The 24,022-nt window shown below is 27.8% G+C and carries 29 protein-coding genes; 15 read left to right on the forward strand and 14 right to left on the reverse strand.

Annotated features, from left to right (window positions below; translation table 11 throughout):
• The first annotated feature begins 4 nt into the window (after positions 1 to 4).
• The 7 genes from CRU95_RS03560 to CRU95_RS03590 all read left to right on the forward strand — a co-directional run bounded on the left by CRU95_RS03560 (position 5) and on the right by CRU95_RS03590 (position 5,583).
• A complete protein-coding gene (locus CRU95_RS03560) occupies positions 5 to 742 on the forward strand; it encodes a 5-oxoprolinase subunit PxpA (protein ID WP_129099780.1) in 738 nt (245 codons plus the stop codon).
• Positions 739 to 1,413 (forward strand): 5-oxoprolinase subunit PxpB, encoded by a 675-nt coding sequence (pxpB, locus tag CRU95_RS03565; RefSeq protein WP_129099781.1) that lies wholly within the window; start codon positions 739 to 741, stop codon positions 1,411 to 1,413. Before CRU95_RS03560 ends, pxpB begins: the two co-directional genes overlap by 4 nt.
• Positions 1,410 to 2,321, forward strand: a complete 912-nt coding sequence (locus tag CRU95_RS03570; protein WP_129099782.1) for a biotin-dependent carboxyltransferase family protein — start codon at positions 1,410 to 1,412, stop codon at positions 2,319 to 2,321. The genes pxpB and CRU95_RS03570 overlap by 4 nt, the downstream gene beginning before the upstream one ends.
• 33 nt (positions 2,322 to 2,354) lie before the next feature.
• Entirely contained in the window at positions 2,355 to 2,885 is a 531-nt protein-coding gene (locus tag CRU95_RS03575) for a DedA family protein (RefSeq protein ID WP_129099783.1), read from the forward strand.
• Positions 2,886 to 4,244: an ATP-dependent RNA helicase DbpA gene (gene dbpA, locus CRU95_RS03580; RefSeq protein ID WP_129099784.1), complete on the forward strand. Its 1,359-nt coding sequence runs from the start codon at positions 2,886 to 2,888 to the stop codon at positions 4,242 to 4,244. It abuts the gene before it with no gap.
• A 70-nt stretch (positions 4,245 to 4,314) separates the two neighbouring features.
• Complete coding sequence (locus CRU95_RS03585; RefSeq protein WP_129099785.1) at positions 4,315 to 5,283, forward strand: GGDEF domain-containing protein; 969 nt, start codon at positions 4,315 to 4,317, stop codon at positions 5,281 to 5,283.
• 12 nt (positions 5,284 to 5,295) lie between these two features.
• Positions 5,296 to 5,583 (forward strand): peptidylprolyl isomerase, encoded by a 288-nt coding sequence (locus CRU95_RS03590; RefSeq protein ID WP_129099786.1) that lies wholly within the window; start codon positions 5,296 to 5,298, stop codon positions 5,581 to 5,583.
• Positions 5,584 to 5,600: 17 nt separating this feature from the next.
• On the opposite strand, the gene CRU95_RS03595 is transcribed toward CRU95_RS03590, so the two are convergent.
• Positions 5,601 to 6,404: an ion transporter gene (locus tag CRU95_RS03595; protein ID WP_129099787.1), complete on the reverse strand. Its 804-nt coding sequence runs from the start codon at positions 6,402 to 6,404 to the stop codon at positions 5,601 to 5,603.
• A gap of 70 nt (positions 6,405 to 6,474) precedes the next feature.
• Positions 6,475 to 8,091 (reverse strand): HD domain-containing protein, encoded by a 1,617-nt coding sequence (locus tag CRU95_RS03600; RefSeq protein ID WP_258238619.1) that lies wholly within the window; start codon positions 8,089 to 8,091, stop codon positions 6,475 to 6,477.
• Between the two features lie 211 nt (positions 8,092 to 8,302).
• Between CRU95_RS03600 and CRU95_RS03605 the strand changes: the two genes are divergently transcribed.
• Positions 8,303 to 8,419, forward strand: coding sequence for a FeoB-associated Cys-rich membrane protein (locus CRU95_RS03605; protein WP_129099788.1), 117 nt, complete (start codon positions 8,303 to 8,305; stop codon positions 8,417 to 8,419).
• 20 nt (positions 8,420 to 8,439) lie between these two features.
• Here the strand turns inward: CRU95_RS03605 and CRU95_RS03610 are convergent, their stop codons facing one another.
• The 5 genes from CRU95_RS03610 to CRU95_RS03630 form a co-directional block, all read right to left on the reverse strand.
• Complete coding sequence (locus CRU95_RS03610) at positions 8,440 to 9,816, reverse strand: PhoH family protein (protein ID WP_129099789.1); 1,377 nt, start codon at positions 9,814 to 9,816, stop codon at positions 8,440 to 8,442.
• 163 nt (positions 9,817 to 9,979) lie between these two features.
• Positions 9,980 to 10,462 (reverse strand): S-adenosylmethionine--2-demethylmenaquinone methyltransferase, encoded by a 483-nt coding sequence (locus CRU95_RS03615; protein ID WP_129099790.1) that lies wholly within the window; start codon positions 10,460 to 10,462, stop codon positions 9,980 to 9,982.
• 249 nt (positions 10,463 to 10,711) lie between these two features.
• On the reverse strand, positions 10,712 to 10,930 hold the full coding sequence (locus CRU95_RS03620; protein ID WP_013135109.1) for a cold-shock protein: 219 nt from the start codon (positions 10,928 to 10,930) through the stop codon (positions 10,712 to 10,714).
• A gap of 205 nt (positions 10,931 to 11,135) precedes the next feature.
• The gene (locus tag CRU95_RS03625; RefSeq protein ID WP_129099791.1) at positions 11,136 to 11,318 is read right to left on the reverse strand and encodes a hypothetical protein; all 183 of its coding nucleotides are present in this window, start codon (positions 11,316 to 11,318) and stop codon (positions 11,136 to 11,138) included.
• Positions 11,315 to 11,986, reverse strand: coding sequence for a bifunctional 2-polyprenyl-6-hydroxyphenol methylase/3-demethylubiquinol 3-O-methyltransferase UbiG (locus CRU95_RS03630; RefSeq protein ID WP_129099792.1), 672 nt, complete (start codon positions 11,984 to 11,986; stop codon positions 11,315 to 11,317). Before CRU95_RS03630 ends, CRU95_RS03625 begins: the two co-directional genes overlap by 4 nt.
• Before the next feature lie 125 nt (positions 11,987 to 12,111).
• Between CRU95_RS03630 and CRU95_RS03635 the strand changes: the two genes are divergently transcribed.
• Complete coding sequence (locus tag CRU95_RS03635; protein ID WP_129099793.1) at positions 12,112 to 12,753, forward strand: thioredoxin domain-containing protein; 642 nt, start codon at positions 12,112 to 12,114, stop codon at positions 12,751 to 12,753.
• Between the two features lie 20 nt (positions 12,754 to 12,773).
• Here the strand turns inward: CRU95_RS03635 and CRU95_RS03640 are convergent, their stop codons facing one another.
• Positions 12,774 to 13,367 carry a pentapeptide repeat-containing protein gene (locus CRU95_RS03640; RefSeq protein WP_129099794.1) on the reverse strand — a complete coding sequence of 198 codons (594 nt, stop codon included), beginning with the start codon at positions 13,365 to 13,367 and terminating at the stop codon, positions 12,774 to 12,776.
• Positions 13,364 to 13,750 carry a thioredoxin family protein gene (locus CRU95_RS03645; protein ID WP_129099795.1) on the reverse strand — a complete coding sequence of 129 codons (387 nt, stop codon included), beginning with the start codon at positions 13,748 to 13,750 and terminating at the stop codon, positions 13,364 to 13,366. The genes CRU95_RS03640 and CRU95_RS03645 overlap by 4 nt, the downstream gene beginning before the upstream one ends.
• Before the next feature lie 127 nt (positions 13,751 to 13,877).
• On the opposite strand from CRU95_RS03645, the gene CRU95_RS03650 reads away from it, so the two are divergent.
• Positions 13,878 to 14,162: a putative quinol monooxygenase gene (locus CRU95_RS03650; RefSeq protein WP_129099796.1), complete on the forward strand. Its 285-nt coding sequence runs from the start codon at positions 13,878 to 13,880 to the stop codon at positions 14,160 to 14,162.
• 10 nt (positions 14,163 to 14,172) lie between these two features.
• Entirely contained in the window at positions 14,173 to 15,360 is a 1,188-nt protein-coding gene (locus tag CRU95_RS03655) for a class II aldolase/adducin family protein (protein WP_129099797.1), read from the forward strand.
• Positions 15,361 to 15,409: 49 nt separating this feature from the next.
• On the opposite strand, the gene CRU95_RS03660 is transcribed toward CRU95_RS03655, so the two are convergent.
• From CRU95_RS03660 to CRU95_RS03680, 5 genes are read right to left on the reverse strand one after another with little or no spacing between them, the layout of a single operon-like run.
• A complete protein-coding gene (locus tag CRU95_RS03660; protein WP_129099798.1) occupies positions 15,410 to 16,216 on the reverse strand; it encodes a glycerophosphodiester phosphodiesterase family protein in 807 nt (268 codons plus the stop codon).
• Positions 16,217 to 17,074 carry an ABC transporter permease gene (locus CRU95_RS03665; RefSeq protein WP_129099799.1) on the reverse strand — a complete coding sequence of 286 codons (858 nt, stop codon included), beginning with the start codon at positions 17,072 to 17,074 and terminating at the stop codon, positions 16,217 to 16,219.
• The gene (locus tag CRU95_RS03670; RefSeq protein WP_129099800.1) at positions 17,071 to 17,928 is read right to left on the reverse strand and encodes an ABC transporter permease; all 858 of its coding nucleotides are present in this window, start codon (positions 17,926 to 17,928) and stop codon (positions 17,071 to 17,073) included. The genes CRU95_RS03665 and CRU95_RS03670 overlap by 4 nt, the downstream gene beginning before the upstream one ends.
• The gene (locus CRU95_RS03675; RefSeq protein ID WP_129099801.1) at positions 17,925 to 18,992 is read right to left on the reverse strand and encodes an ABC transporter ATP-binding protein; all 1,068 of its coding nucleotides are present in this window, start codon (positions 18,990 to 18,992) and stop codon (positions 17,925 to 17,927) included. Before CRU95_RS03675 ends, CRU95_RS03670 begins: the two co-directional genes overlap by 4 nt.
• A 41-nt stretch (positions 18,993 to 19,033) precedes the next feature.
• On the reverse strand, positions 19,034 to 20,095 hold the full coding sequence (locus tag CRU95_RS03680) for an extracellular solute-binding protein (protein WP_129099802.1): 1,062 nt from the start codon (positions 20,093 to 20,095) through the stop codon (positions 19,034 to 19,036).
• A gap of 244 nt (positions 20,096 to 20,339) precedes the next feature.
• Between CRU95_RS03680 and lsrK the strand changes: the two genes are divergently transcribed.
• The 4 genes from lsrK to CRU95_RS03700 are packed head-to-tail and all read left to right on the forward strand — an operon-like array spanning position 20,340 to position 24,018.
• Positions 20,340 to 21,902 (forward strand): autoinducer-2 kinase, encoded by a 1,563-nt coding sequence (lsrK, locus tag CRU95_RS03685; protein WP_129099803.1) that lies wholly within the window; start codon positions 20,340 to 20,342, stop codon positions 21,900 to 21,902.
• Positions 21,903 to 22,277 (forward strand): cupin domain-containing protein, encoded by a 375-nt coding sequence (locus CRU95_RS03690; protein ID WP_129099804.1) that lies wholly within the window; start codon positions 21,903 to 21,905, stop codon positions 22,275 to 22,277.
• Positions 22,278 to 22,279: 2 nt separating this feature from the next.
• On the forward strand, positions 22,280 to 23,050 hold the full coding sequence (locus CRU95_RS03695) for an ion transporter (RefSeq protein ID WP_129099805.1): 771 nt from the start codon (positions 22,280 to 22,282) through the stop codon (positions 23,048 to 23,050).
• Between the two features lie 8 nt (positions 23,051 to 23,058).
• Positions 23,059 to 24,018 (forward strand): hypothetical protein, encoded by a 960-nt coding sequence (locus tag CRU95_RS03700; RefSeq protein ID WP_129099806.1) that lies wholly within the window; start codon positions 23,059 to 23,061, stop codon positions 24,016 to 24,018.
• Positions 24,019 to 24,022: the final 4 nt, after the last annotated feature.

The following is a 24,022-nucleotide window of genomic DNA, read 5'->3' on the forward strand; positions in this document are numbered from 1 at the left end:
GAAGATGAGTATAAAATTAAATTGTGATATGGGTGAGAGTTTTGGTATTTGGAAGATGGGATTAGATGAAGAGATTATGCCATATATCAATATGGCAAATCTTGCTTGTGGATTCCATGCAAGTGATGCTCTTACTATGAATAAGTCAGTTGCTTTAGCTAAAAAATACCATGTAACAGTTGGGGCACATCCTGGATATCAAGATTTAGTAGGATTTGGTAGAAGAAGTATACCTTGTAGTGATGAAGAGATAAGTTCAATTGTTTTATATCAAATTGGAGCATTAAGTGTTTTTTGTAAAGTACATGATACTTATGTCTCTTATGTGAAACCCCATGGTGGGTTATACCATGATATGATGAATAAAGAAAATGTATTTAGAGCAATTTTAAGTGCTATTTCTTCTTATGATAAGAGTCTAAATCTAATGATACTATCAAGCCCAAAAAATGAAGAGTATGCAAAAATCGCAAAGGCTTATAATATTGCTTTATTATATGAAGTATTTGCAGATAGAAATTACAATGATGATGGAAGTTTAGTCTCAAGAAGTGAAGATAATGCTGTGATTCATGATGAAAAAGAAGTTATATCAAGAGTTAAAAATCTAAAAGAAAAAGGTACTTTAAATAGTATTAGTGGAAAAGAATTAGCTTTAGAAGTTGATGCTCTTTGTGTACATGGTGATACTCAAAATGCTTTAGAGTTTATAAAAATACTTAGAAAGGAAATATCTGCATGATATTTAAAGTAGCTTCTGTTGATTCATTAGTTATATATTTTGGAAATGAAATAAGTGAAAAGATAGCTAATGATGTGCAAAAAGCTTATTTGTCTTTAAAGAGTTTAAATATAGAAGGAATAATAGAAATTATTCCTTCATATACTACTATTTATATCTCATATGATATTTTTAAATATGATTATTCTTCTTTAGTAGAACTATTAAAACAAAGTATTAATCTAGAGTATGAAGATAATAGTTCTAAAAACATTATAAATATTGATGTTTATTATGGAGAAGAAGTTGCTTTGGACTTAAGTGACATGAGTATAAAAACAAAACTTCCAATAGAAAAGATTATAGAAATACATTCACAAAAACTATATGATGTATATGCCATAGGTTTTGCTCCTGGTTTTGGATTTTTAGCAAGTGTTGATAAACAAATAGCCGTGCCAAGATTATCAAGCCCAAGAAAAAGTGTGCCAAAAGGCTCAGTTGCTATTGCAGATACACAAACAGCAGTTTATCCTCAAAGTTCTCCTGGTGGGTGGAATATTATAGGAAGAACAGCAATGGAACTATTTGATAAGAGTTTAGAAAAACTTTCACCTTTGAGTGTTGGAGATAAGGTTAAATTTAATGCAATCAGTAAAGAAGAGTTTTTAGCTCAAGGTGGAATTATATGAGTTTAGAAATAATAAATAAACCAATCCTTGCAACAATACAAGATATGGGAAGATTCTCTTATTCGAATATTGGAGTTTCAAATTCAGGGGTAATGGATGAGTATGCTTATTTATATGTAAATAAAATCCTTGGAAATGATTATGGTACAAATGCCCTAGAAATATCTTTTTCAAATGTTCAGTTTAAAGTAAATGACTCAACACAAATCGCACTTACAGGTGCTAAGTGTGAGTTTTTTATAAATGATGTTTTAATGAATACTTGGGAAACATACAATATAAAAAATGGTGATATTTTAAAAGTTGGAAGAATAATAGAGGGTACGAGAGTATATTTAGCAGTAAGTGGTGGCTTTGATATTAAAAAAGAATTTGGAAGTAATAGTACAACTATAAAAGAGAAGCTTGGTGGGATAGATGGTGATAAATTAAAAAAAGGGGATATCTTACCTTTTAAAAGTTCACAACCCACATACAAAAAAAGACTACATAAAGAATATATTCCAAAGTATAGTGATGAATTGATTTTAAGAGTAATTCTTTGTTCCCAAGAAGATAATTTTTCCCAAGAAGAGAAAGATAAATTCTTTTCAAGCACTTATACCATAACAAATGATTTTAATAGAATGGGGTGTAAGTTAAATGGTGAAGTAATAAAATCAGATATAAATGGAATCATTTCAGAGGGTATTGCATTTGGTGCTATTCAAATACCAAGTGATGGACAGCCAATTATTTTATTAAAAGAGAGACAGACAATTGGAGGATATCCAAAGATTGGAACTGTTTTTAGTCTAGATTGTTTTAATCTAGCACAAGCAAAACCAAATAGTAAAATAAGATTTACTCCCATAAGTATAGAAGAAGCACAAGAGAAGTTAAGAGCTTTTTATCACTATTTTAGATAGTATTCTTCCTATTAATAAATATAGAGGATTGTTTTGGAAGATATAATTAATCAATGGGGTTATTTAGCTCTATTCTTATACTCATTTGGTGGTGGTTTTGTTGGACTTGTGGTTGCAAGTGTTTTAGCTTATTCTGGTGATTTAAATATTTATGTATGTATTATCGTTGCAGCTAGTTCAAACTTTTTAGGGGATCAGTTTTTATTTTACATGGCAAGAACAAATAAAAACTATGCAAAAGATATAATGAGAAAGCATGGGAGAAAAGTTGCACTTGCACATTTGTGGATGAGAAAATATGGCTCACCCGTTGTATTCTTGCAAAAGTATGTATATGGAATAAAAACTTTGATTCCTTTGGCTATGGGACTTACAAAATACTCATTTAAAAAATTTACTATATTTAACTTCTTTGCTACAATTCTTTGGGCAGTAATAGTTGGATATGTCAGTTATAAATTAGGCGAAGTTGTTTTAACTTACGCAGATGATTATAAGTATTATGGAGTAGCAATAATCTTAGCTATTGTACTTACTGTTACTTATTACTTAAAGAAGATATAAATGCTAGCAATAACTACACTAAACATAGATGAAAAACTAAAAGAAAACTTGATATCTTTAGGTTATGAAACTCTAACAAAAATACAAGAGGAGTCTTTACCTTTAATATTAGAAGGAAAAGATGTAATAGCAAAAGCAAAAACTGGAAGTGGAAAAACTGCTGCTTTTGGAATAGGGCTATTAAATAAACTAGATGTAAAGAAGTTTAAAACACAATGCTTAGTTTTATGTCCTACAAGGGAACTTGCTGATCAAGTTGCAGAGGAACTTAGAAGAATAGCTAGATATAAACACAATATCAAAATATTAACTTTATGTGGTGGCGTTCCCTCAAGTAGACAAACACATTCATTAACCCATGGAGCTCATGTAATAGTTGGAACTCCTGGACGAGTACTCTTCCATTTAAGAGAGCAAAACCTAGATCCAGAATCAATTGATACACTTGTACTAGATGAAGCAGATAGAATGCTTGATATGGGATTTTTGGAAGATATAGAAAAGGTTATTAACTTTATACCAAAACAACGACAAACACTGCTATTTTCTGCAACCTATGATGAAAATATAAAAGAGCTTTCAAAAGGTATCTTAGTAGATCCTATTTTTAAAAGTGTAGATACAGTTCATACAGAAAGTACTATAAGAGAAGAGTTTATAAAAACTTCAAGAAAAGATAGTGTTTTATTAAAACTATTTTCAACTTATAAACCAAATTCTGTAATAATCTTCTGTAATACAAAAATCAAATGTGATGAATTAGATACCTATCTTTATGATATGGGATATGATCCTTTAGTTTTACACTCTGATTTTGAACAAAAAACAAGAGATGAAATTATCACACTTTTTTCAAATAAATCATACCCAATACTAATAGCAACTGATGTTGCAAGTAGGGGACTTGATATTGATGATGTTGAGATGGTTATAAACTATGATATGGCAAATGATACAAATGTATATACACATAGAATAGGAAGAACAGCAAGAGCTGGGAAAAGTGGAGTTGCTTTAACTTTATATAATGATTATGATGAAGATAAAGTTGAAGAGTTGCAAGTAAATAAAGAGTTAGTTTATATAGATGAAGAGAGTTTGATTGATGAGGTATATAAACTAAGCTCAGAATATAAAACTATTTATATAAGTGGTGGAAAAAAATTAAAACTAAGACCTGCTGATATATTAGGGTGTTTGATTCAAGATAATGGTTTAGGAAAAGATGATATAGGTAAGATAAAAATACTTCCTATGTGCTCTTATGTGGCAATAAAAGTTGATGCTTATGAGAGAAAAATAAAAGAAAAAGAGTCTTTAAAGATCAAAGGGAAATTCTTTAGAATATTTGATAGATAGTTCATATTATAAAAAATAAAAGTAAAAATAGGTAATATATAATTAAATAATATATTTTTCAAGGAAATTGATGAATAATTTGATTGTAAGTGGTATAAAAAGATTTTTAGAAGCTAATTGTTTTAATCAAAATATTTATGAATATCTTGATTTTTATGATAGATTAAGAGATCTAAAAGAAGTTAAGCTTATCTATGAAGAACTACAACTATGGATTGAAAAAACCTTTTATATAAAATCATTAAAAATTATAATTGACTCTTTGGATGAAAAAGATAAAGAGATCGCTTTTCAAAATTCTAATGATGAAATTTATGAAAATAGTTCAATGATTAAGAAATATAAAGTTTTTATGAATAAAAGTTTAGCCATAAATTTTTATTTAGTTTGTGAAAATGAAAAACACTTAAAAGAAATCACATCAAATGATGAAATCTTAAATGCTTTTTTTTACATGGTGGCACCTTTTGTAAATAGTGTTTCATACCAAGAATTAGTACAAAAGTTGACTTTTAAAGACCCTTTGACAAGTGTTTATAATAGAAAGTTTTTAGTTGAACATTTAAATAAACTATTACCTTTATCAAAAAGAGAGAATAAAAATATCTCATTTTTGATGGTAGGAATTGATCACTTTAAAGCAGTTATTGATGAATTTGATTATGATATTGGGGATAAGGTTTTAATTAGTTTATCAGAAATATTAAGAAATAATATAAGGGAATCTGACATTGTTGTAAGATTAGAAGCGGATGAATTTTTAGTTACTTTAGTTGGACTTACATCACAAAATGATGCGAAACTTGTAGCTCAAAAATTAATCGATGTTTTTGCAAAAAGTGAAGTAAAAGTATCTCCCTCAGGTTATACTTTGAAAAAAACTATTTGCGTGGGTATTACCCATTATGATAATCAAACAAATTCTGTTGATTATATTTTAAGAAACGCTGATATATCACTTTATGAAGCAAAGAATCTAGGAAGAGGTAAGATAAAAGAATTTTTTCCAGATGAAGTTCAGTGTGTAGATTTATTTTAAAAAGGAGTATTAATGGCAGTGGAAGCTAGTGCAAGACATATCTTAATAGACAATGAAGAGATATGTAACCAAGTTAAAGAACAAATAATTAGTGGGGATTTAGATTTTGTAGAAGCTGCAGAACAATATTCATTATGTCCATCAGGAGATCAAGGTGGAGCTTTAGGTACATTTGGTAAAGGTCAAATGGTAAAAGAGTTTGAAGACGTAGTATTCACTGCACCTGTAGGAGAAATACAAGGTCCAGTTCAAACAGAATTTGGTTACCACCTTATTGAAGTAACTTCAAGAAATGAGTAAAATTATTTATATAAAGGCTAACTTTTTATAGTTGCCTTTATTAATGATTTAAGCTCAAAAATCTCTTCTCTTAATTTCTTAATTTCATCATTCACATTGTGTTCATTTGATTGAACCTCTTCAATAATATGTTTCTCTTCATCTTGATTTAGTATCGCCATTGCATCAACTATAATTGCAACAACTAAATTTATCATTACAAAGGTCACAATAAATATAAAAGGAACAAAGAAAATCCATGCATGTGGGTAAACTTCCATGATAGGTCGAACAATTCCCATAGACCAAGACTCTAAAGTCATGATTTGAAAAAGTGTATAAAATGATTCTCCTAAGGTGCCAAACCATTGTGGAAAGCTCTGTGAGAATAGTTGAGTAGACATAATTGCAAATATATAAAAGAACAAGCTCATAAGAGCAATAACAGATAACATACCAGGTATTACACTAATAAGTGCAGTAACTATCTTTCTCATTTGAGGGACAACAGTTATAAGTCTAAAAAGTCTTAGTACTCTTAGTATTCTTAAAATTTCAAAGCCAGAACTTAATGGAACTAAAGAAATAGCAACTATTGTAAAGTCAAATATACTCCAAGCATCTTTAAAAAAAGATATTCTATGAACATAAATTCTAAGTATGATTTCTATTGTAAATATTGTAATAACGATTTGATTAAATAGGTTTGCATAAACTTCATAGTTTGCCATAAATACTTTTGAAGTTTCTAATCCCATCGTAATACCGTTTAATACGATTAAATAGGTTATGAATTTTGTAAAAAATCCACCATCTACAAATAATTTTATTTTGTTAAACATGACAAGTCCTATAAGGATAATTTTCGTAATAATAACCAAAAATTCTTAAGGATTTGTCTTAATTTATTATTTAATCTTCAAATATTTTAAACACTATATCTTTAAGTTCTTTTTTCAAAGTTAGATTCATGTCTTTTTTATTTGTATAAATATAAAAAGGTACAGTATTTAGCATAGATTTTTTCAATCTTTTTCTAACTGTTGAAATTTCATCTATTGGAATAATTTCTTCACCATCATAAAGCGTAAACTCTTTATTTAATCCTAAAGTAAAAGATACAATTTGGTATGTGAAAAATACATCTTCTTCTTGAGTTTCCCATTTTTTTATAAATTTATCTAGTTCGATTCTAAGTTTTTTGAATCTATTTTTTGTAAGGTATCCAAAACTTTCTCTAAATTTATATCTTTCAATTGTAGAAAATTCTAGCACTTTATAAAATTCATTTAAATTTTTCCAAGGAGATCTAAAAAATCTTTTTCCAAAAAGTACTTCTTCAAACGATTTTAGATACTTTTTGTCATCATTTGTTTTAGTATCTTTATTTTTTATTTCAAAATACTCTTTCTTAAATAGTGAAATTAGCCAATTTTCATCAAGCATAGAGACTATGTCTAGTCGTCTCTCTTCATTTTTTTCACTTAAAAAATTCCAAAGCATAGCAATACAGTTTGATGAGTTTCTTTCATAAAACATGCCATTTCTAAAATATTTATTTGAAAGATATAAAACTACATTTTCTAATAGGGCATCTGTTTTTGCAATACCATGATTATAGATTACCTTTTTATATAAGTTAAATCTCATTTCTAAAAGATGTTCAATGTCTATTAAGCCCATATCAAAGAAGCTTATTTTAAAAGTTTTCCCATCTCTTACTAATACAGTATGTTTTGTGATTCTTAAGTTGTCATTTGCTCCACCAATATATCCAGAAGCTACCATATCCCGATTTATATAATCTAATCTATCAGCATCAATAGTTCCACTAATAATTGAATGTAATACTTTAAAATCAAATTTTCCATAAATCTTCTCTTTTAATATAAACATACAAAGCTTATGCAATAATTTGAAATAATCAATATCTGATTGCCTATCACTATTTTTTATAAGTTCTTCTTTAAATAATAAATCAATAAAGTTTTCACCAATTGCTTCATGTAATACTTGCTTTTGATTTGAAGTTATATCTTCATACAAGTCTTTAAAATTCTCTTCTTTTTGAAGTAAATCAGGAGAGTTTTGTATATTTTCATATACTCGTTTTAGTGCATTTTCAACTTGATGTGAAAAAGGAAGATGTCCTACATCATGGAGTAAGCCAGCCAATCTTACAGCTTGTAAAGTGATTATGTAAGTATCATTGTACATTTTAGAGTTTGTAGGTATAGAGAATTGATATAAGGCTTTATTATCAAAGTAAGAACTACCTTCATCAAATGTAATATTTAACTTATCTTCTACAATTATTTCATGAATAACTTTTTTCATACTTCTTAAAAACATGTCCCTTGTTGTTGAATCACTATTTAAAAGGGCATTTTTTAGCATATAAGAACTTACATGCATTGTTCCTAAACAATGTATAAATCTTTTTGTTGTAATTGATGGAAATGAAAAATAAGCTAGGGCATTTTGTGTTACAAATTGCAGTCTATTTAATATCTTACTTTGTAAAATCAAATCTTCAAGTTTTGTATACTCTATATGATTATAAATAGTATCATTTATTAGTCTATTTTGAATGGTAGTTTCCTTTTTTAACTTAAGTTACTCTTTTCATAATTATGACTTAATTTTAGTTAATGTTACAAATTAATTTCAATTTAATTACAAATTTATAAATATAATTATAGAATACTATATTAATACTTATTATCAATTAGGATATCCAATGCAAGAAATAGCAATTTTTTCAATCGTTTTATTAGCTTTAGCATATATTTTAAGAAAAACTTTTAAAAAGAATGGTGGCTGTGGCTGTGGAGAAGAGGGTTGTTCTAAAAAATAGAACAATCTCTTTACTACTATTTAGTTTTTCTTATTTTCAAATATTCGCTCAGTAAATTCTGCGAATTTACCTCTTACTGCTTTTTCAAGTTCAATTGCAAACATTTTAACTTCATCATGTTCAAAATTTGTCTGTTTTAAAAGCGTAGTTAGACCATTATTGTATTTATTTAAATATAAATTATCAATTTGTCTATTTGAACCAATTACAATAGCCATACAACTTTCATCAAGTCTTGAAAGTATAAGTTGAGTAGTTTTTTCACTTGAATTTTGCCACTCATCCATTATAACAATAGCAGAGCTAAGTGTTCTTCCTCTAGCTTCCCCTGGCCACAAAGTTTCAATACAATATTTAGATGTAAGCTCAGAAATTTTGCTATCAATTGATTCTTTGTTTTCTTTATTTTCTGATTTCTTTAACTGTTTTTTAGCAATAAATTCTAAAGTATCAGTCAAAGCCATATTATAAATACGAAATTTTTCTTCATTTCCTGATAAAAATCCAATATCAGCACCTTTGTCAAGTGATTCAATAGAGTTTCGTACATATACTATTTTGTCATAAAGTCCTAAGTCAATAAGTCTCATGGCACTTGCAATTGACATCAAAGTTTTACCACTTCCAGCTTTTGCATCAATAACCAATAAATCATACATATTAGATACAATTGCTTTTGAAAATAGTTTTTGTTTAAGGTTTACAGGTTTTACTTGTAAGGCTTTAAAATCACTTTCACTTAAAATATTTATTATCTTATTTATAATTATTGCATACTCTTTATTTCCATCTTCACTACTAAATTCATAAGAGAAGTTTTCAAAAGTATATTTATCATCAAAAGAAGTAATAAGTTTTCCATCAAGTGAGTTAAATTTAGATGAGTCTAATTCTAAAGTTTTTACAAACTCAAATTTAGGAACAACAGATTTATCATCATGTAAAGTCTCAGCTTTTATTCCTTTGAACTGAGCAAAAGTTCTTGCATAAATATCAATTGATAAAAATATTGTTTGGGCACCTTTATAGTACTGTTGTGCGATTGCTGCAACTTCAATAATTCTTTTGTCATTACTTTCACTTAAGTGAACTTGTTCTATTTCAGAATCATATTTATCTTTTGCAATAACATGTAGTTGAAGATTATCACTAAAATATTTTACAACTTTAAATTTACTTCTATGATCTACTTCTTTGATTTTCATTTTGGCTAGAAGTCTAGCAAACTCTCTTGAGTAAAAACCAAGTTCATTGGGTAACTTTTTTTTATCCTCAAGTTCAAATAAAACAGTTTCTGGTACAACTATTACATTAGAACCATTATCACTGACTTTATACAGGTTTTGTAGGTTTTGTAGAATAATGTTTGTATCTACTACGTATATTTTTTCTTTCATAATTTCATTATATCATGAATTTGTTAGATAATTATTACAAACTGTATATAAAGTAACTAGTTACATTTTGGTAACATTTTGAATTTTCTGGATAAATATTAGGATAAAAGTAGATGTAGAATATAGATGTAATATAAGTAGAGTTTTATCTCTACTTATATTATTAGATTAATTTTTCTCTTGAAACTATTACCCCATCTAAATCAGCATATAAATAATCACCTTCATGAAAAGTAACTCCACCAAAGCTCAATTGATCACCTCTTGAAGAAGTTGTTTTTTCAAAATTTCTTAATGGACAAGTCCCTATTGCATATAAAGCAACATCAATATCTTTTGTATAAGCGATGTCTCTTACATATCCATTGATAATAATAGCTTGCCAATTGTTATTTTTAGCAAAATCCATTAATTTATCTCCAACTACTCCATAAAAATATCTTGCATTTTCAACTACTACAACTTTGCCTTTTCCATTTTCATCTCTTAACATTTCCAATAGTTCCCAATTGCTTTTATCAAGTTTAATTGTTACTATTTGTCCAGCACATTTTTTTAATCCCCCATAATTTTTATATTCATTTGACAATACCTGAATCTCTTTGTCTTGGTTATCATCGCATAAATCTGCAGTTTCAAAATTCATTTCTTCCCCTTTAAATCTTAATTGAAGCAGGAGTATATGTTAATAAAGTGTATAAAAAATGTATAACTCAACTAAAATTAAGAATTTGTTTATAATATTGATACAATGTATCATAAAGTAACATAAAATTGTACTATTCATTTCTATTAGATTATAAAATTAATATTTTCTTAATTTTTATTTAAAAATTAGGCATAAAAAAAGGTTAGTCATTTTGACTAACCTTTTTTATTGTAAATAACTTTATTATTATAAAGCAGTTACATTTTCAGCTTGTGGACCTTTTTGACCTTCAGCTACTTCGAAAGTTACTTTTTGACCTTCGTTTAAAGATACTCTACCGTATCCAGTACTGTTAATTTGTCTATAATGTACGAATACATCTTTACCACCGTTTTCTTGTTCGATAAATCCAAAACCTTTTTCACTGTTGAACCATTTTACTGTTCCGTTTACTAAATCTGCCATGCAGTTTCCTTTGTTGTTTAAATATACTTTATTGCTAAAGTGGTAGAAAATATAAATTTGAGTGTTCTTTCATGGTAGATTATCTGTGTACTTGTAAATAGTTTTCAATAAAAAAAGCCAAAGATGAAACTCGAAACCATCTTCATGAAAAACAGTATAGCTAAAATAAAAATTAAATGCAAGTATTATTAAAAAAAATTTAATATTATATTACATTTTCATTAATCATTACTCTCCAACCCTCATATTTAGGGAGTTTTTCTATCTCTTTTATCTGCGTATTTGTTAAGTTTGGGTAGCTCATTTTCTTCCCATCCCATACAATACAGGGGAAAGTCTTCTCTTTTATGAAAATTGATTTAATAATTTTAAGTATTTTTTTTATCATTTTACTCTTTTATATACTGCAAAAAAATGAGGAACAGAAGGTTTTTGATTATCATCATATGCTAAAAAACTAATCTCTTCTAATCCATTACTTAATACAAATTGATTTATTTCTTTTTTATCCAAAGGTAAAGGTATCTCATCTAAGTTTTTATTCTCTTTTCTACTTCTACAAGAGACAAGTACATATCCTCCTATATTTAATAAATTTGAAATAGCAACTCTAGCTTTACTTCTATAATCACCTGGTAAAACTTGTATTGTATTACATTCATATACTAAATCAAAGTTTCCAAGCCATGCTTTATCATATTCAAATAAATTTGCAACAAGATAATTAACTTTTGTATTTGGATATCTTTTTTTACAAAGTTCGATTGCAGTTGGAGCTATATCAAATGCAGTAACCTCAAATCCAAAGTCGCTTAATGCTTCTGCATCATCACCAACACCACAACCTATTACAACAGCTTTTGGGGCTTGTTTATTGATTTTATTTTTATTTAACCAATTTATTAAATAAGGACTTGCTTTCAAGTCAGCCCAAAATACTTTTTTATAATCTCCCTTTGCATTTTTATAAATGGTATCAAACCAATCTAGTGGTCTATCTTCTTCTTGGTACTGTTTAACCATATTTTTATATTCAATTGGATCAAATATTTGCATTTTAACTCCTATAATAAATTATTTTATTTAAAATAAGGTTTTATTAGTATAATTTTGATTTTTAAAAATAAATATTTATATTCTATTAATATATAGATATTAAAATACATACACTAGGAGTAGAAATGCAGAATAAAAAAACAGTTTTAATAATACTAATCGTATTAATTGGATTATTTCTTGTAGGTGGATATTTTTATAAACAAAATAAAGCCAATGAATTTACAAAAGTTGCAAGTGGAAAAGCAGAGCTTTTTCAAAGGGATTATTCTTTAGTAATAGGACCAAAAGATGCAAAAGTTCAATTAATAGAATTTTTTGATCCAGCTTGTGGAACTTGTGCTTATTATTATCCTTTTGTTAAAGATTTAATTAAAAAGCATAAAGATGATATTAAATTAGTTCTAAGATATGCACCCTTTCATGAAAATTCTAACTATACAGTAAAAATGTTAGAAGGGGCAAGAGAACAAAATCTTTTTAATGAGACTTTAGAATTGATGTTTGCTACACAAAATCAATGGTTAGATGGACATGGTGTGGATCCTAGAAAGTTATGGATTGTTTTAGAAAAGTCAAATATACTTGATATGAAAAAACTATCAATAAGCATGGATAATATCATGTATGATAAAATTATTGAACAAGACTTAGATGATGCAAGGGTTTTAAATGTGAGAGGAACTCCTTCATTTTTTGTAAACGGAATACCTCTTCAAGAACTTAGCGGTGAAAATTTACAAAAATTAATTGAATCACAACTATAAAAGATACTTTAAAGTATCTTTTATTGGCAGTCGTCGTCTTTAAATTTTGCTTCTTCACTTTTTAAATAATCACAATCTTTTTGTAATAAATTCACTCTTTCAAAAACAGCACCAAATGCTAAAGTATCACTTAAATCAGAACTTAACAAATCTAAATCAATAAATCTAGCATCTGCAATTCTTGAAGAAGAAAAGTTTACATTATCAATTGATGCTTCATCAAATCTAACACCCCAGAGATTTGATTCTTTAAAAGAGACATCTTTTATTTCTGTTAATTTCATATTGGCACCTTTGAAATTACTTCTATCAAAAGTAGAGTTCTTTATAGTTGCATTTTCAAAATTACTCTGAAAAAAATTTGAATCTATTCCTTTGACATCTTCAAGCTTTGTTCCCCAAAAAGAGGATTTTGAAAAGTTTGACTTAGATAAATCTGCTCCTGATAAATCAGAACCTGCAAAATTTGCATTTTGTAAATTCATACTTGTTAATTTTGCATCAGTTAAATCACAATCTTCGCAAACAAGTGTTTTTTTAAATTTTTCAAGTTGTACTGCATCATATGAGAAAAGAAATGTGAAACTAAAAACTAAAAGTAATATTTTTTTCATTTTTTATTCTCCTTTAATAATGTCATAAATTTATTTTCTTTCATTCCACCCATAGCTTTTTTATATACATTTTCTCCATCTTTTGTGAAATAAAATCTTGGTATACCCCAAAATTGCATCTGCTTTGGTATATCTGTATCATTTATGTCAAATTGATATGAAATAAAATTTTTATTTACGAAATCTTTTACTTCATCTTTCACAAAAATATGTTTTTTCATATAATTACACTCTGGACAAGTTGGTGAGCTAATCATTACAAAAATAGGTTTATTTTGTTCTTTTGCCTTCTTCATAGCAGTAGTATAATTTTTTTCCCAATTAAAGCTTGCTGCATTTAGTGAAAGAAATGTAATTATAAGTATTGTCAATAACTTAATCATAGAAACTCCTTTATTTGATATAGTATTATAACTATTTTTAATAAAAAAGCAATCTTAAAAAGCAGTTTTATTTATTAAGTCAAAATATAATAAAATGAAAACTATTAACTAAACAATTGGAGATATTATGAATATTATAAAAAAAGTTACATTTATTGCAAAAGATGATTCTATTGATAAAATGAAAGATTTATTAAAAGATATGGTTGAAGCTTCTAAAAATGAAAAAGGGTGTTTATCCTATGACATTTATCAACTTAAACAAAATCCAGCAAAATTTGTAGTTGTTGAAGCTTGGGAAAATGAAGAAGCATTAGAAGGTCACAAAACTACAGAACATTATAAATACTATAAATCAAACTTTGAACCATACTGTAAAGATAAATATAGTGATGATTTAGAGATTATATAAAGGCAATATTTTGAAAAACTTATGGACAGATGAAGAGGCAAAAGAGTATAAAAGTGATTTAGAACTAAGAGTTTTTACTTCTAATTTGTTAGGTAGAAGTGATGAATTAGTTCTACATGGTGGAGGTAATACTTCTGTAAAATCAAAAGTAAATGATGAAGATATTCTTTATGTAAAAGGAAGTGGTTGGGACTTAGTTTCAATCAAAGAAGAAGGTTTTGCTCCTGTTAAACTTGATACTTTAATCAAGATGGCAAAACTTGAGAGTTTGAGTGATAGTGATATGGTATCACAACAAAAAGAAGCTATGATAGACAAAAGTGCACCAAATCCTTCTGTTGAAGCAATTTTACATGCAATCATTCCTTTTAAATTTGTAGACCATACACATGCAGATGCGGTTGTAACAATATCTAATAATAAAAATGGAATAGAAAATATTAAAAAAGTTTTTCCAAACTTTTTAATTATCCCTTATGTAATGCCTGGTTTCATATTGGCAAAAACTATTTATGATATGACTAAGGAGTATGATTGGGAAAATAGTGATGGAATTATTTTGCATAATCATGGAATATTTACCTTTGATGATGATGCAAAAAAATCCTATGACAAAATGATATCTGCTGTTACTTTAGCAGAGAACTTTTTAGAAGATAATGCAAAACTTGAAATACCAAATTTGGAAACTAAAGAAGTAGATTTAACTGAACTTATAACTACTATTTCTAACGAGAAAGGTTATGATGTAGCTTTAAAAGTAAATCAAGATAAAGAAGCTTTATATTATGCTTCTCAAACAAATCTAAAAGAAAATGTTACAAAAGGAGTTTTAACTCCTGAGCATATTATTAGAACAAAAAAAGTACCTTTAGTTTTGGAAAATAATGATATAAAAAGTGCTATAGAAGAGTATAAAAAACAATATAAAATATATTTTGAAAGGTATGCAAAAGATGAAATTTGTCTAAATCCTGCTCCAAATTATGCTGTAATAAAAGACTTTGGAGTTATATCTTTTGGGAAAAATGAGAAAGAAGCAAGTATTATAAATGATATTGTAACGCACACTATAAGAGCTGTTTTAAGAGCTCAAAAATTAGGTGGCTTTGTAAGTATAAGTGAAAAAGATAGTTTCGAAATGGAATATTGGGAACTAGAGCAAGCAAAATTAGCAAAAAGTGGTATCACGAAGTGATAAGTTTCCTTGAAAAATTGAAAAAATAAGAAGTTTTAAACTTCTTATTTTAAAAGTCTGTAAAAATAGACTTTACTCCCCATTTAAATAACATTTTAATATCTTCTTTTTTATTTACAGTATAAACATTTACATAAAATCCTGCATCATTTAATTTTTTAACCAAAGTTTCATCTGTAATTTCAAAATCACAATTATAGTTTTTTACATTTAAACTTTTTAAGTAATTTATCAAATCTTTTGGATGCTTTTTTTCTTGTAATGCTGCTGTTTCGATTGAGGGATTTATATCATGTATTTGTTTTAAATAAATATGATTAAAAGAAGAGATTATAACTTTGTTTTGCATTTTAGTTTCATCAACTATTTTTAATACTTCTTTTGCTGCTATTTCATGGAACTTTGTATTTTCTAAATCTTTTATTTCAATATTTGCGAAGATATTGTTTTGTTTTAAAAATAGTAAGACCTCTTTTAGTGTTGGTATTTTCTGTATTTGTTCTTTTTTTAAATCTTCAATTGAGAGTATATTCTCTTTTATAGCATTAAAGGGATCTTCTTTTATAAACCATGAAGAAAAATCAAGCTTTAGGAGTTGTTCATAGGTATAGTCTACAACCTTATAAGGCTTTTTGAACTCTTCGAAATTTTTTACATCACTTGTTCGTTCTAGTGTGTCATCATGAATAATAACAGCAATTCCATCTTTTGTAAAAGCAACATCAAACTCTACTATTTGGTATTTCCCAATTATTTGTTCAAAGGCTGACATTGTATTTTCAGCTCTTAATGATCTCAATCCTCTGTGAGCTATAAGTAGTTGTTCATCTTTTTTAAAGTTATCCCAAAAGTTCATTTATCTTACCTCTTTTTTTGTAAGTACTAAGTTTAATATTGCCAAGATTGATGTTGTAATTATTAGTAAAAATGAAATTGCATTTATAATAGGAGTACTTCCATCTCTAACTTGTAGATATAAATTTATAGGCAAAGTGGTATCAGAACCCACTAAAAATAGGGTAGTATTGAAGTTCTCAAAACTCATTAGAAAAGCAACAGCACCAGCTCCTATAAGAGCTGGTTTTAAAAATGGTAAAATAATATATCTGATGGTTTCAAATTTTGTGGCTCCTAAATTTAAAGCAGCATCAGATAAAGAGTTATCAAACTTTTTAAGTCTTGCAGAAACTACAAGTAAAACAAAAGTAGAGATAAATGAAAATTGACCAACAATAACCAACCAAAAGCTAGGTCTTAAAATATTAATATCCAATCCAAAAGTATCTTCTATATATGTTCCTGCACTATTTGTTGCTAAAAGTAATGAAATACCAAGTATTACTCCTGGAATTACTAAAGGAAGAAGTGCTAGAAAATAAAAAGCTTGTTTAAACTTGAACTCTTCTCTTTCAAATAAAAATGCACCCATTGTCCCCATAATCAAAGAAAATATAGAGACAAAAAAAGCAGTTTGAATACTTATAAAAATACTTTGTAAACTATTATCATCATGAAATAATCCAAGTCTATCCCTTGTATCTGATAAAAACCAATCAAGGGAGAATCCTTTCCAAGGTAAAGTTGGGAAATCAGAATTATTAAATGCTAAAATACAAGTAATAACTAAAGGTGCAAATAAAAAAACATAAAACAAAGTTATGTAAAGTAAAAAGCCAAAATTATATTTTTTGCTTCTTGGCAATGATCTTATCATGATAAAGCCTTTGAAAGATTTTGTTTAGAAATTTTTAAAGCAATCCAAATAATAAGTGAAGATAAAATCAAAAGTAAGAAACCAAAAGCGGCACCTTGATTCCAATTGAAACTTGCGATAAATTGGTTATAAATTTGCTCTGTAAACCATAAGGAATTTTTTCCACCCATTAGATTTGGAGTTAAATAATTACCAAGTGTTAACATAAATACAACTATAGAACCAGATACAATTCCAGGAGCTGCATAGGGAATAATTATTTTGAAGAAGATTACAAATTTAGAAGCACCCAAATCTAAAGCTGCCTCAATATAGCTATCATCCATGCCATCTAATGCAGAAATAAGTGGAACTATCATAAATAGCATTGAAGTATAAACAAGTCCCATTATCATACTTATATCATTATAAAGCATTTCAATTGGTTTATCTATTATTCCAAATTGCATTAAATAATAGTTTATAACTCCACTTTCTCTAAGTAAAATCATCCAACCATAAACACGCACAAGTTCACTCACCCAAAATGGCATCAAAAGAAGTATTGTCAAAAAGCCTTTATATTTGGGTGAAACAACTTTTGTGATATAAAAAGCAATGGGAAAGGTTACTACAAAAGTCAAAAATGTCACAAGAATAGAGTATGTAGCTGTTCTTACAAAAGTATACCAATATATATTTTCTTTAAAAAATGCATTATAATTACTAAAGCTCCAAACCATATCACCCACATCATTTTCTACTTTTAATGACATAAGTAACAGATCAATTTGTGGCAAAATTATAAGTAAAAAAAGCCACAAAAATACTGGAATAAAGAATATAAAAAATCCTAATTTAATATGCTTTTTCATGATTTATAACACTTACAATCTTCTAAATGAACGCCAGCTTTTACTATGTCATCTTTTTGAATATGAGTAAACTCTCTATTTTGAGGAAGAGAAACCATTATCTCATTATTATTGTCTAAAAAGCTTGCTAGTATTTTTGTATTTGAACCATCAAAAAGTATTGTTTTTACTTTCAAATCAAAATAATTCATATCTTTTTCACCTTCTTTTGGGAATAGGGCAATGGCTTCTGGTCTTATAAATAATAGACAATCTTTTTGTATATCAGTATCTATAAATTTGGCTAAAAAATTAAGACCCTCTTTTGTTTTAACTGAATTTTCATTTTCTTTATAAGCTTGAAACTTATTTGTTTCCCCCACAAAAGATGCTACAAAACTGGTCTTTGGGTTTGAGTATAGATTTTGAGGAGTATCTATTTGTTCTAATTGTCCTTTATTCATAACTGCTACTTTATCGCTCATAACTAATGCTTCAGATTGGTCATGAGTTATATAAATAAAGGTGGTGCCAATTTCATTTTGAAGTTTTTTCAGCTCTATTTTCATCTGTTCCCTAAGTTTTAAATCTAAGGCTCCTAAAGGCTCATCTAAAAGTAAAATTGAAGGTGAAAGTACAAGTGACCTAGCTATGGCAACTCTTTGTTTCTGTCCACCTGAAAGTTCTTGTACATTGTGATTTAAGTAATCACTTAAGTGAACTCTCTCTAACATAGATTTGACTTTTTTTTCTATCTCTTTTTTTGGAACATTTTGTCTTTTTAAGCCAAAGGCTACATTTTCTTGGACATTCATCATGGGAAATAGTGCTAAGTTTTGAAAAACAAGATTTACAGGTCTTTTATTTGGTGGTATTCCTACCATTTCATTATTGTTGATAAGTATATTTCCTGAACTTGGCTCTAAAAATCCAGCAATCATTCTAAGAAGAGTAGTTTTACCACAACCAGATGGTCCTAGAATTGAAAAAAACTTCCCTTCTTCTACTTGGAAGTTTACTCCATTTACAGCTTTGTACTTTCCAAAAGTTTTTTTTAATTCTTTTATGTCTAAAATATTTTCCATTGATTTTCCTATAATAAGGGAGTATGAACTTCCCTTATTGTTTATTGTGCAGATTTTATTAAATCTAAGGTTCTACCCTCTATTTTTTCTAATTTAGCAGGTACAGGAGGATACCAGTTTATATTTTCAATATCTTCATTACTAAATGTTCTCTCAAAGTTATCTCTTTTCTCAGAATCTAATAATTTAATTGCTCCATTAGAAGCTGTACCATAACCTTGGTCATTTGTAAAATAAGCTGCATTTTCTGGTTTTAGCATAAAGTTAATCCATTTATAAGCACCATCAATATTTTTAGCTTTTGAAGGAATTGCAAAAGTATCAATCCAACCTAATGCTCCACTTTTTGGGGCAACAAAATCAATGTCTGGGTTTTCTTTGTGTAGTTTCCAACCACCACCGTCCCATCCCATGGCAACAGTAACTTCTCCACTTCTTAACATACTTAAAAGTGCATCTCCATTTGCCCAATAGTTATGTACTAAAGGTTTTGCTGCAATTAAATCTTTTTCAACTGTATTCATTAAAGAAGAGTAAGCCGCTATATCAGAATATTTTTTAAAGGGATCAACTCCTTTTCCAAATGCAACAGCAATTAAAGTTGGTCTTTTAAGTCTATAAGAGATTTTTCCTTTATATTTAGGATTTAATAAATCACTATAATCTTTTGCACCAGGAGCTAACTTTTTATTAACTATTAAACCAGAAGTTCCATAACAAAAAGGTATTGCATATGATTCACCTTTTACTTTTGTATTGTTTTTAACAGCAGTTAACATAGATGGAACAACATTTGCTGTTGTGATTTTTGAATAATCTATTGGCATATAGATTTTATATTTTGCTTGTACTGAACTTATTCTATCTTGAGAAGGTTGGGCTAGGTCAAATCCTGCGCCTCTTGTTGCTCTTAATTTTGCAATCATCTCTTCATTATTTGAATATGTAAGTTCAACATTTATGCCTGTTTCTTTTTCAAATTTATCCACTAATGCTTGGGGTGCATATCCTTTCCATGTAAGGATTTTAAGTGTATCATTGGCAAATAAGTTACTACTAAGTAAAGCAGTTGTAGCAACAGCTAAAAGGGCTAATTTTTTCATCTTTTCTCCTAAATTTTATATAACTAGTGATTATATTAGAGATTTATTACATAAAAGTAACAACAACATCTTGTAAGTATAATAAATCCTTTTTGCTTATTTATTCTTTAAATAGACTTAAAGTTAATAATTTGTTTATTATAATTATATGCTATAATCAAGTAATTAAAGAAATAAAATTTTTTATAATATTATTTATAATTATAAATGACAATTGTTAATTTTATTCTAATTGGAGAGCATATTGAAATATTTAATGGCCATTGATGCAGGAACAGGTAGCGTTCGGGCGGTTATTTTTGATACTAATGGAAATCAAATAAGTGTAGGTCAAAGGGAATGGACGCATTTAGAAGATGAAGGTGTTAAATACAGTATGAGCTTTGATTTTACTACAAACTGGCAACTATGTATTGATTGTATAAAAGAAGCAATTGAAAAATCACAAATAAATCCAAATGATATTTTAGCCCTTAGTTCTACAAGCATGAGAGAAGGTATTGTTTTATATGATAAAGATGGAAATGAGCTTTGGGGTGTCGCAAATGTTGATGCAAGAGCAGGTGAAGAGGTTAAGTACTTAAAAAAACATTTTGAAGGTATAGAAGAAGAGTTTTATCATACTTCAGGACAAACTTTTGCATTAGGCGCACTCCCCAGAATTTTATGGCTTAAGAATAATAGACCTAAGGTTTATGAAAAAGTTGCAAAAATCTCTATGATAGGTGATTGGATTTTAGCAAAATTAAGTGGTGTAATTGCAAGTGACCCAAGCAATGCAGGAACTACTGGCATATTTTCACTTCTTAAGAGAACTTGGGATTGTAATCAAGCTTTAAAAATTGGACTAAAAGATGATATCTTTCCTCCTTGTTATGAAGTAGGGACTATTATTGGATTGGTTAATGAAAAAGCTTCAAAAGAAACAGGACTTTCAAATAATACAAAAGTCGTAATGGGTGGAGGAGATGTTCAATTAGGCTCTGCTGGATTAGGAGTTGTAGAAGTTGGACAAGTAGCAGTTCTTGGTGGTTCTTTTTGGCAACAAATTGTAAATATATCATCTGATATTTATCCTCCTTCAAATATGAGTTTAAGGGTTAATCCCCACGTTATTCCACATCAATCTCAAGCAGAGGGTATTACCTTTTTTTCTGGACTAATTATGAGATGGTTTAGGGATGCTTTTTGTGATATGGAAAAGCAAGAAGCAAAAGAGAAAAATATTGATGTTTATGAAATACTTGAAAAAAAGGCCAAAGATGTTCCTGTTGGTTCTTATGGAATCATGCCTATATTTTCTGATTCTATGAAGTATGGTAAATGGTATCATGCTGCACCTTCATTTGTAAATTTAAGTATTGATTCAAATATTTGTAATAAGGCTTCTATGTTTAGAAGCTTAGAAGAAAATGCTTGTATAGTCTCTTCTATAAATTTGGAAAAAGTAGAAACTTTTACAAAGCTAAAGTTTGATGAAATAGTTTTTGCAGGTGGAGCTAGTAAGGGAAAACTTTGGCCTCAAATATTAGCAGATGTAACGGGCTGTAAAATCAAAATACCTAAAGTGACAGAAGCAACAGCCCTTGGAGCAGCAATGGCAGCAGGTGTTGGAGCTGGTATTTTTGAGACACTTAGCTTAGCTTCAAAAGAGTTAGTTGTTTGGGATAAAGAGTATTTACCAAACCTTGAAAATAAAAAAATATATGATGATATAAAAGAAAAGTGGATAAAAATTTATAATAAACAATTGGAATTAGTTGATAATGGATTAACTAATTCTATGTGGAAAGCACCAGGAGTATAGATGAAATTAACAAACGAAAATGAACATGAATATAGATTTGGAACACATGGACCAAAATACTTAACAAAAGGTCCCATGATAGATATGGGAGTTGTTGTAATTGGGGTAGGAGAAGAACACCCTTGTCATAAACATGTAAAACAAGAAGAGTCATTTTTTGTTTTAGAGGGTGAATGTAGCGTTTATCTTGATGGAGTAAAAGTTGTAATTAAAAAAGGTGATTATTTACAATGTGAACTTGGTGAGTCACATATGTTTATAAATGAAAGCGAAAAGCCTTTTAAGGCAGTCTTTATAAAAGCTCCACATTTTGAAGTGAAAGATTCTGTGTATATTGATTGGAAACCTGGGCAAGAATTTATAAAAGAGGATTAATAATGGAATTTAAAAGGAATTTGTATTTTATTCTTGAAAGACCAGCAAATCATAAATATGGGATGTTTGTTCAAGCAATTATATATATAAATATATTTGCTAGTATTTTGATATTATTTCTAGAAACAGAAGAGTCTTTAAAAGGATATATGCATATATTAAATTATATAAATATATTTAGTATTGGACTTTTTACTCTAGAATATATTGCAAGAATATATTGTATAAATTATGATAATAAGAAAAAAAGAATGAAGTACATTTTTTCTCCTTTTATGATTATTGATTTATTAGTATTATTACCTTTTTATTTATCTTTTTTTCCTTTTTTAAATATAGATTTAGCATTTCTTAGAACTTTGAGAGTTTTAAGAATTTTCAAACTTTTTAGACTAGGAAAATTTATAGAATTTGATAATATATTGGCTCAAATAGTAAAAGAAAAAAAAGAGGAGTTTATATTTATTTTAATAGCTTCTGTTATAATATTATTTACAATATCACCTTTAGTATATTTTGCAGAACACGATGCCCAACCTACAGTATATAAAAGTATGTTTGATTCTCTTTGGTGGTCAGTAATAACATTTACAACTGTTGGATATGGAGATATGTATCCAATAACAGGTTTTGGGAGAATATTAGCTACATTTTTAAGTGTATTTGGAATAGCTTTTTACGCAATACCTGGTTCAATATTAACATCTGCATTTTTAGATAAGATGAATCATAAAAAGCATTATAAAGAAGAAAATATTAGTGATGAAAAATAAGGCCTAAGATGGAAAAAAGAATATTAGAAATCGAAAAACTAAAAGCTGCTCTTGGTGAAAGTTTAACACAAGAAGAAATCGAGAAAAAACTAAAAGAAAAATTGGAAGCAAAGAGTGAAAAAGAAAGTGTAAAAAGCGAACTTATTGTTGAAGAAGAAGTTAAACAAGATGATATAGATGATGAAACAAAGGAATCTGAAAATATTGATAAAATAAATGAGGAAATTATTGATGAGAACAAAGATGACCTTATAGAAAAAGAATCAAATAAATTAGAAGAAAATCCAACAGAAGATTTAACAAATTTTGAAATTGAAGTTGAGGAGATAAGTGCTGAAAAATTAGCACTTTTAAATAAAAGAAGAATGGAAGATTTAAAAGTAAACAAAAAAAGTTCTATAAATATATTTATATATCTTTTTTCTTTTATTGCTATTCTTTTGATAATTTTTGCAGCATATTTGTTTATGAATAAACCTGCTGTAAAAGAAGTAGTTGTTTATAAAAAGAGTGAACCAAAAGAGATAATAAAAGAAATTGTAACAGAAAAAATAGTTCCTGCAAAACCCCTTGATGATAAGCAATTAAAAAGTTACTTTAATTCAAACAAGTATGAAATTTACAAATGTTATGATTTTAAAGTGGGTATTGCAACTTTTCCAAATGAGTGTAAAAAAACACTAAAAGACTTTTTAGCAAAAAACAAAGATAGTTTTAAACTAGAAGTTACAGCCGTAATATCTCCTGATGATAAAGAGATAATAAAAAAAGCTAATTTAGAAAATGCAAGTGATACACTAAAAGAGTATATTATAAGAGGATTCTCAAGACAAAGAGTTTTAGAAACATCTTTTTATATAAGAGATGTTTTAAAAGATGATGTTATTTTAACTCCTGTAAATTATTATGTTAAATCTAAAAAGTTAAGTAAAGGAATAATTATAAAAGCCTACTATTTAGAAAAATAGTAGA

Source organism: Arcobacter sp. F2176, from assembly GCF_004116465.1.
In the GTDB taxonomy this organism is placed as follows: domain Bacteria; phylum Campylobacterota; class Campylobacteria; order Campylobacterales; family Arcobacteraceae; genus Arcobacter; species Arcobacter siniprincipis.

Coding starts and splice junctions, on each gene's coding strand:
- CRU95_RS03620 (WP_013135109.1), bottom strand. CDS start 10,930: ATGGCAGATTTAGTAAACGGAACAGTAAAATGGTTCAACAGTGAAAAA.
- CRU95_RS03665 (WP_129099799.1), bottom strand. CDS start 17,074: ATGATAAGATCATTGCCAAGAAGCAAAAAATATAATTTTGGCTTTTTA.
- CRU95_RS03605 (WP_129099788.1), top strand. CDS start 8,303: ATGCAAGAAATAGCAATTTTTTCAATCGTTTTATTAGCTTTAGCATAT.
- CRU95_RS03585 (WP_129099785.1), top strand. CDS start 4,315: ATGAATAATTTGATTGTAAGTGGTATAAAAAGATTTTTAGAAGCTAAT.
- CRU95_RS03630 (WP_129099792.1), bottom strand. CDS start 11,986: ATGCAAATATTTGATCCAATTGAATATAAAAATATGGTTAAACAGTAC.
- CRU95_RS03635 (WP_129099793.1), top strand. CDS start 12,112: ATGCAGAATAAAAAAACAGTTTTAATAATACTAATCGTATTAATTGGA.
- CRU95_RS03610 (WP_129099789.1), bottom strand. CDS start 9,816: ATGAAAGAAAAAATATACGTAGTAGATACAAACATTATTCTACAAAAC.
- CRU95_RS03695 (WP_129099805.1), top strand. CDS start 22,280: ATGGAATTTAAAAGGAATTTGTATTTTATTCTTGAAAGACCAGCAAAT.
- CRU95_RS03560 (WP_129099780.1), top strand. CDS start 5: ATGAGTATAAAATTAAATTGTGATATGGGTGAGAGTTTTGGTATTTGG.
- CRU95_RS03675 (WP_129099801.1), bottom strand. CDS start 18,992: ATGGAAAATATTTTAGACATAAAAGAATTAAAAAAAACTTTTGGAAAG.
- CRU95_RS03645 (WP_129099795.1), bottom strand. CDS start 13,750: ATGATTAAGTTATTGACAATACTTATAATTACATTTCTTTCACTAAAT.
- CRU95_RS03650 (WP_129099796.1), top strand. CDS start 13,878: ATGAATATTATAAAAAAAGTTACATTTATTGCAAAAGATGATTCTATT.
- CRU95_RS03640 (WP_129099794.1), bottom strand. CDS start 13,367: ATGAAAAAAATATTACTTTTAGTTTTTAGTTTCACATTTCTTTTCTCA.
- CRU95_RS03660 (WP_129099798.1), bottom strand. CDS start 16,216: ATGAACTTTTGGGATAACTTTAAAAAAGATGAACAACTACTTATAGCT.
- dbpA (WP_129099784.1), top strand. CDS start 2,886: ATGCTAGCAATAACTACACTAAACATAGATGAAAAACTAAAAGAAAAC.
- CRU95_RS03625 (WP_129099791.1), bottom strand. CDS start 11,318: ATGATAAAAAAAATACTTAAAATTATTAAATCAATTTTCATAAAAGAG.
- CRU95_RS03690 (WP_129099804.1), top strand. CDS start 21,903: ATGAAATTAACAAACGAAAATGAACATGAATATAGATTTGGAACACAT.
- CRU95_RS03615 (WP_129099790.1), bottom strand. CDS start 10,462: ATGAATTTTGAAACTGCAGATTTATGCGATGATAACCAAGACAAAGAG.
- CRU95_RS03590 (WP_129099786.1), top strand. CDS start 5,296: ATGGCAGTGGAAGCTAGTGCAAGACATATCTTAATAGACAATGAAGAG.
- CRU95_RS03680 (WP_129099802.1), bottom strand. CDS start 20,095: ATGAAAAAATTAGCCCTTTTAGCTGTTGCTACAACTGCTTTACTTAGT.
- CRU95_RS03670 (WP_129099800.1), bottom strand. CDS start 17,928: ATGAAAAAGCATATTAAATTAGGATTTTTTATATTCTTTATTCCAGTA.
- pxpB (WP_129099781.1), top strand. CDS start 739: ATGATATTTAAAGTAGCTTCTGTTGATTCATTAGTTATATATTTTGGA.
- CRU95_RS03700 (WP_129099806.1), top strand. CDS start 23,059: ATGGAAAAAAGAATATTAGAAATCGAAAAACTAAAAGCTGCTCTTGGT.
- CRU95_RS03570 (WP_129099782.1), top strand. CDS start 1,410: ATGAGTTTAGAAATAATAAATAAACCAATCCTTGCAACAATACAAGAT.
- CRU95_RS03595 (WP_129099787.1), bottom strand. CDS start 6,404: ATGTTTAACAAAATAAAATTATTTGTAGATGGTGGATTTTTTACAAAA.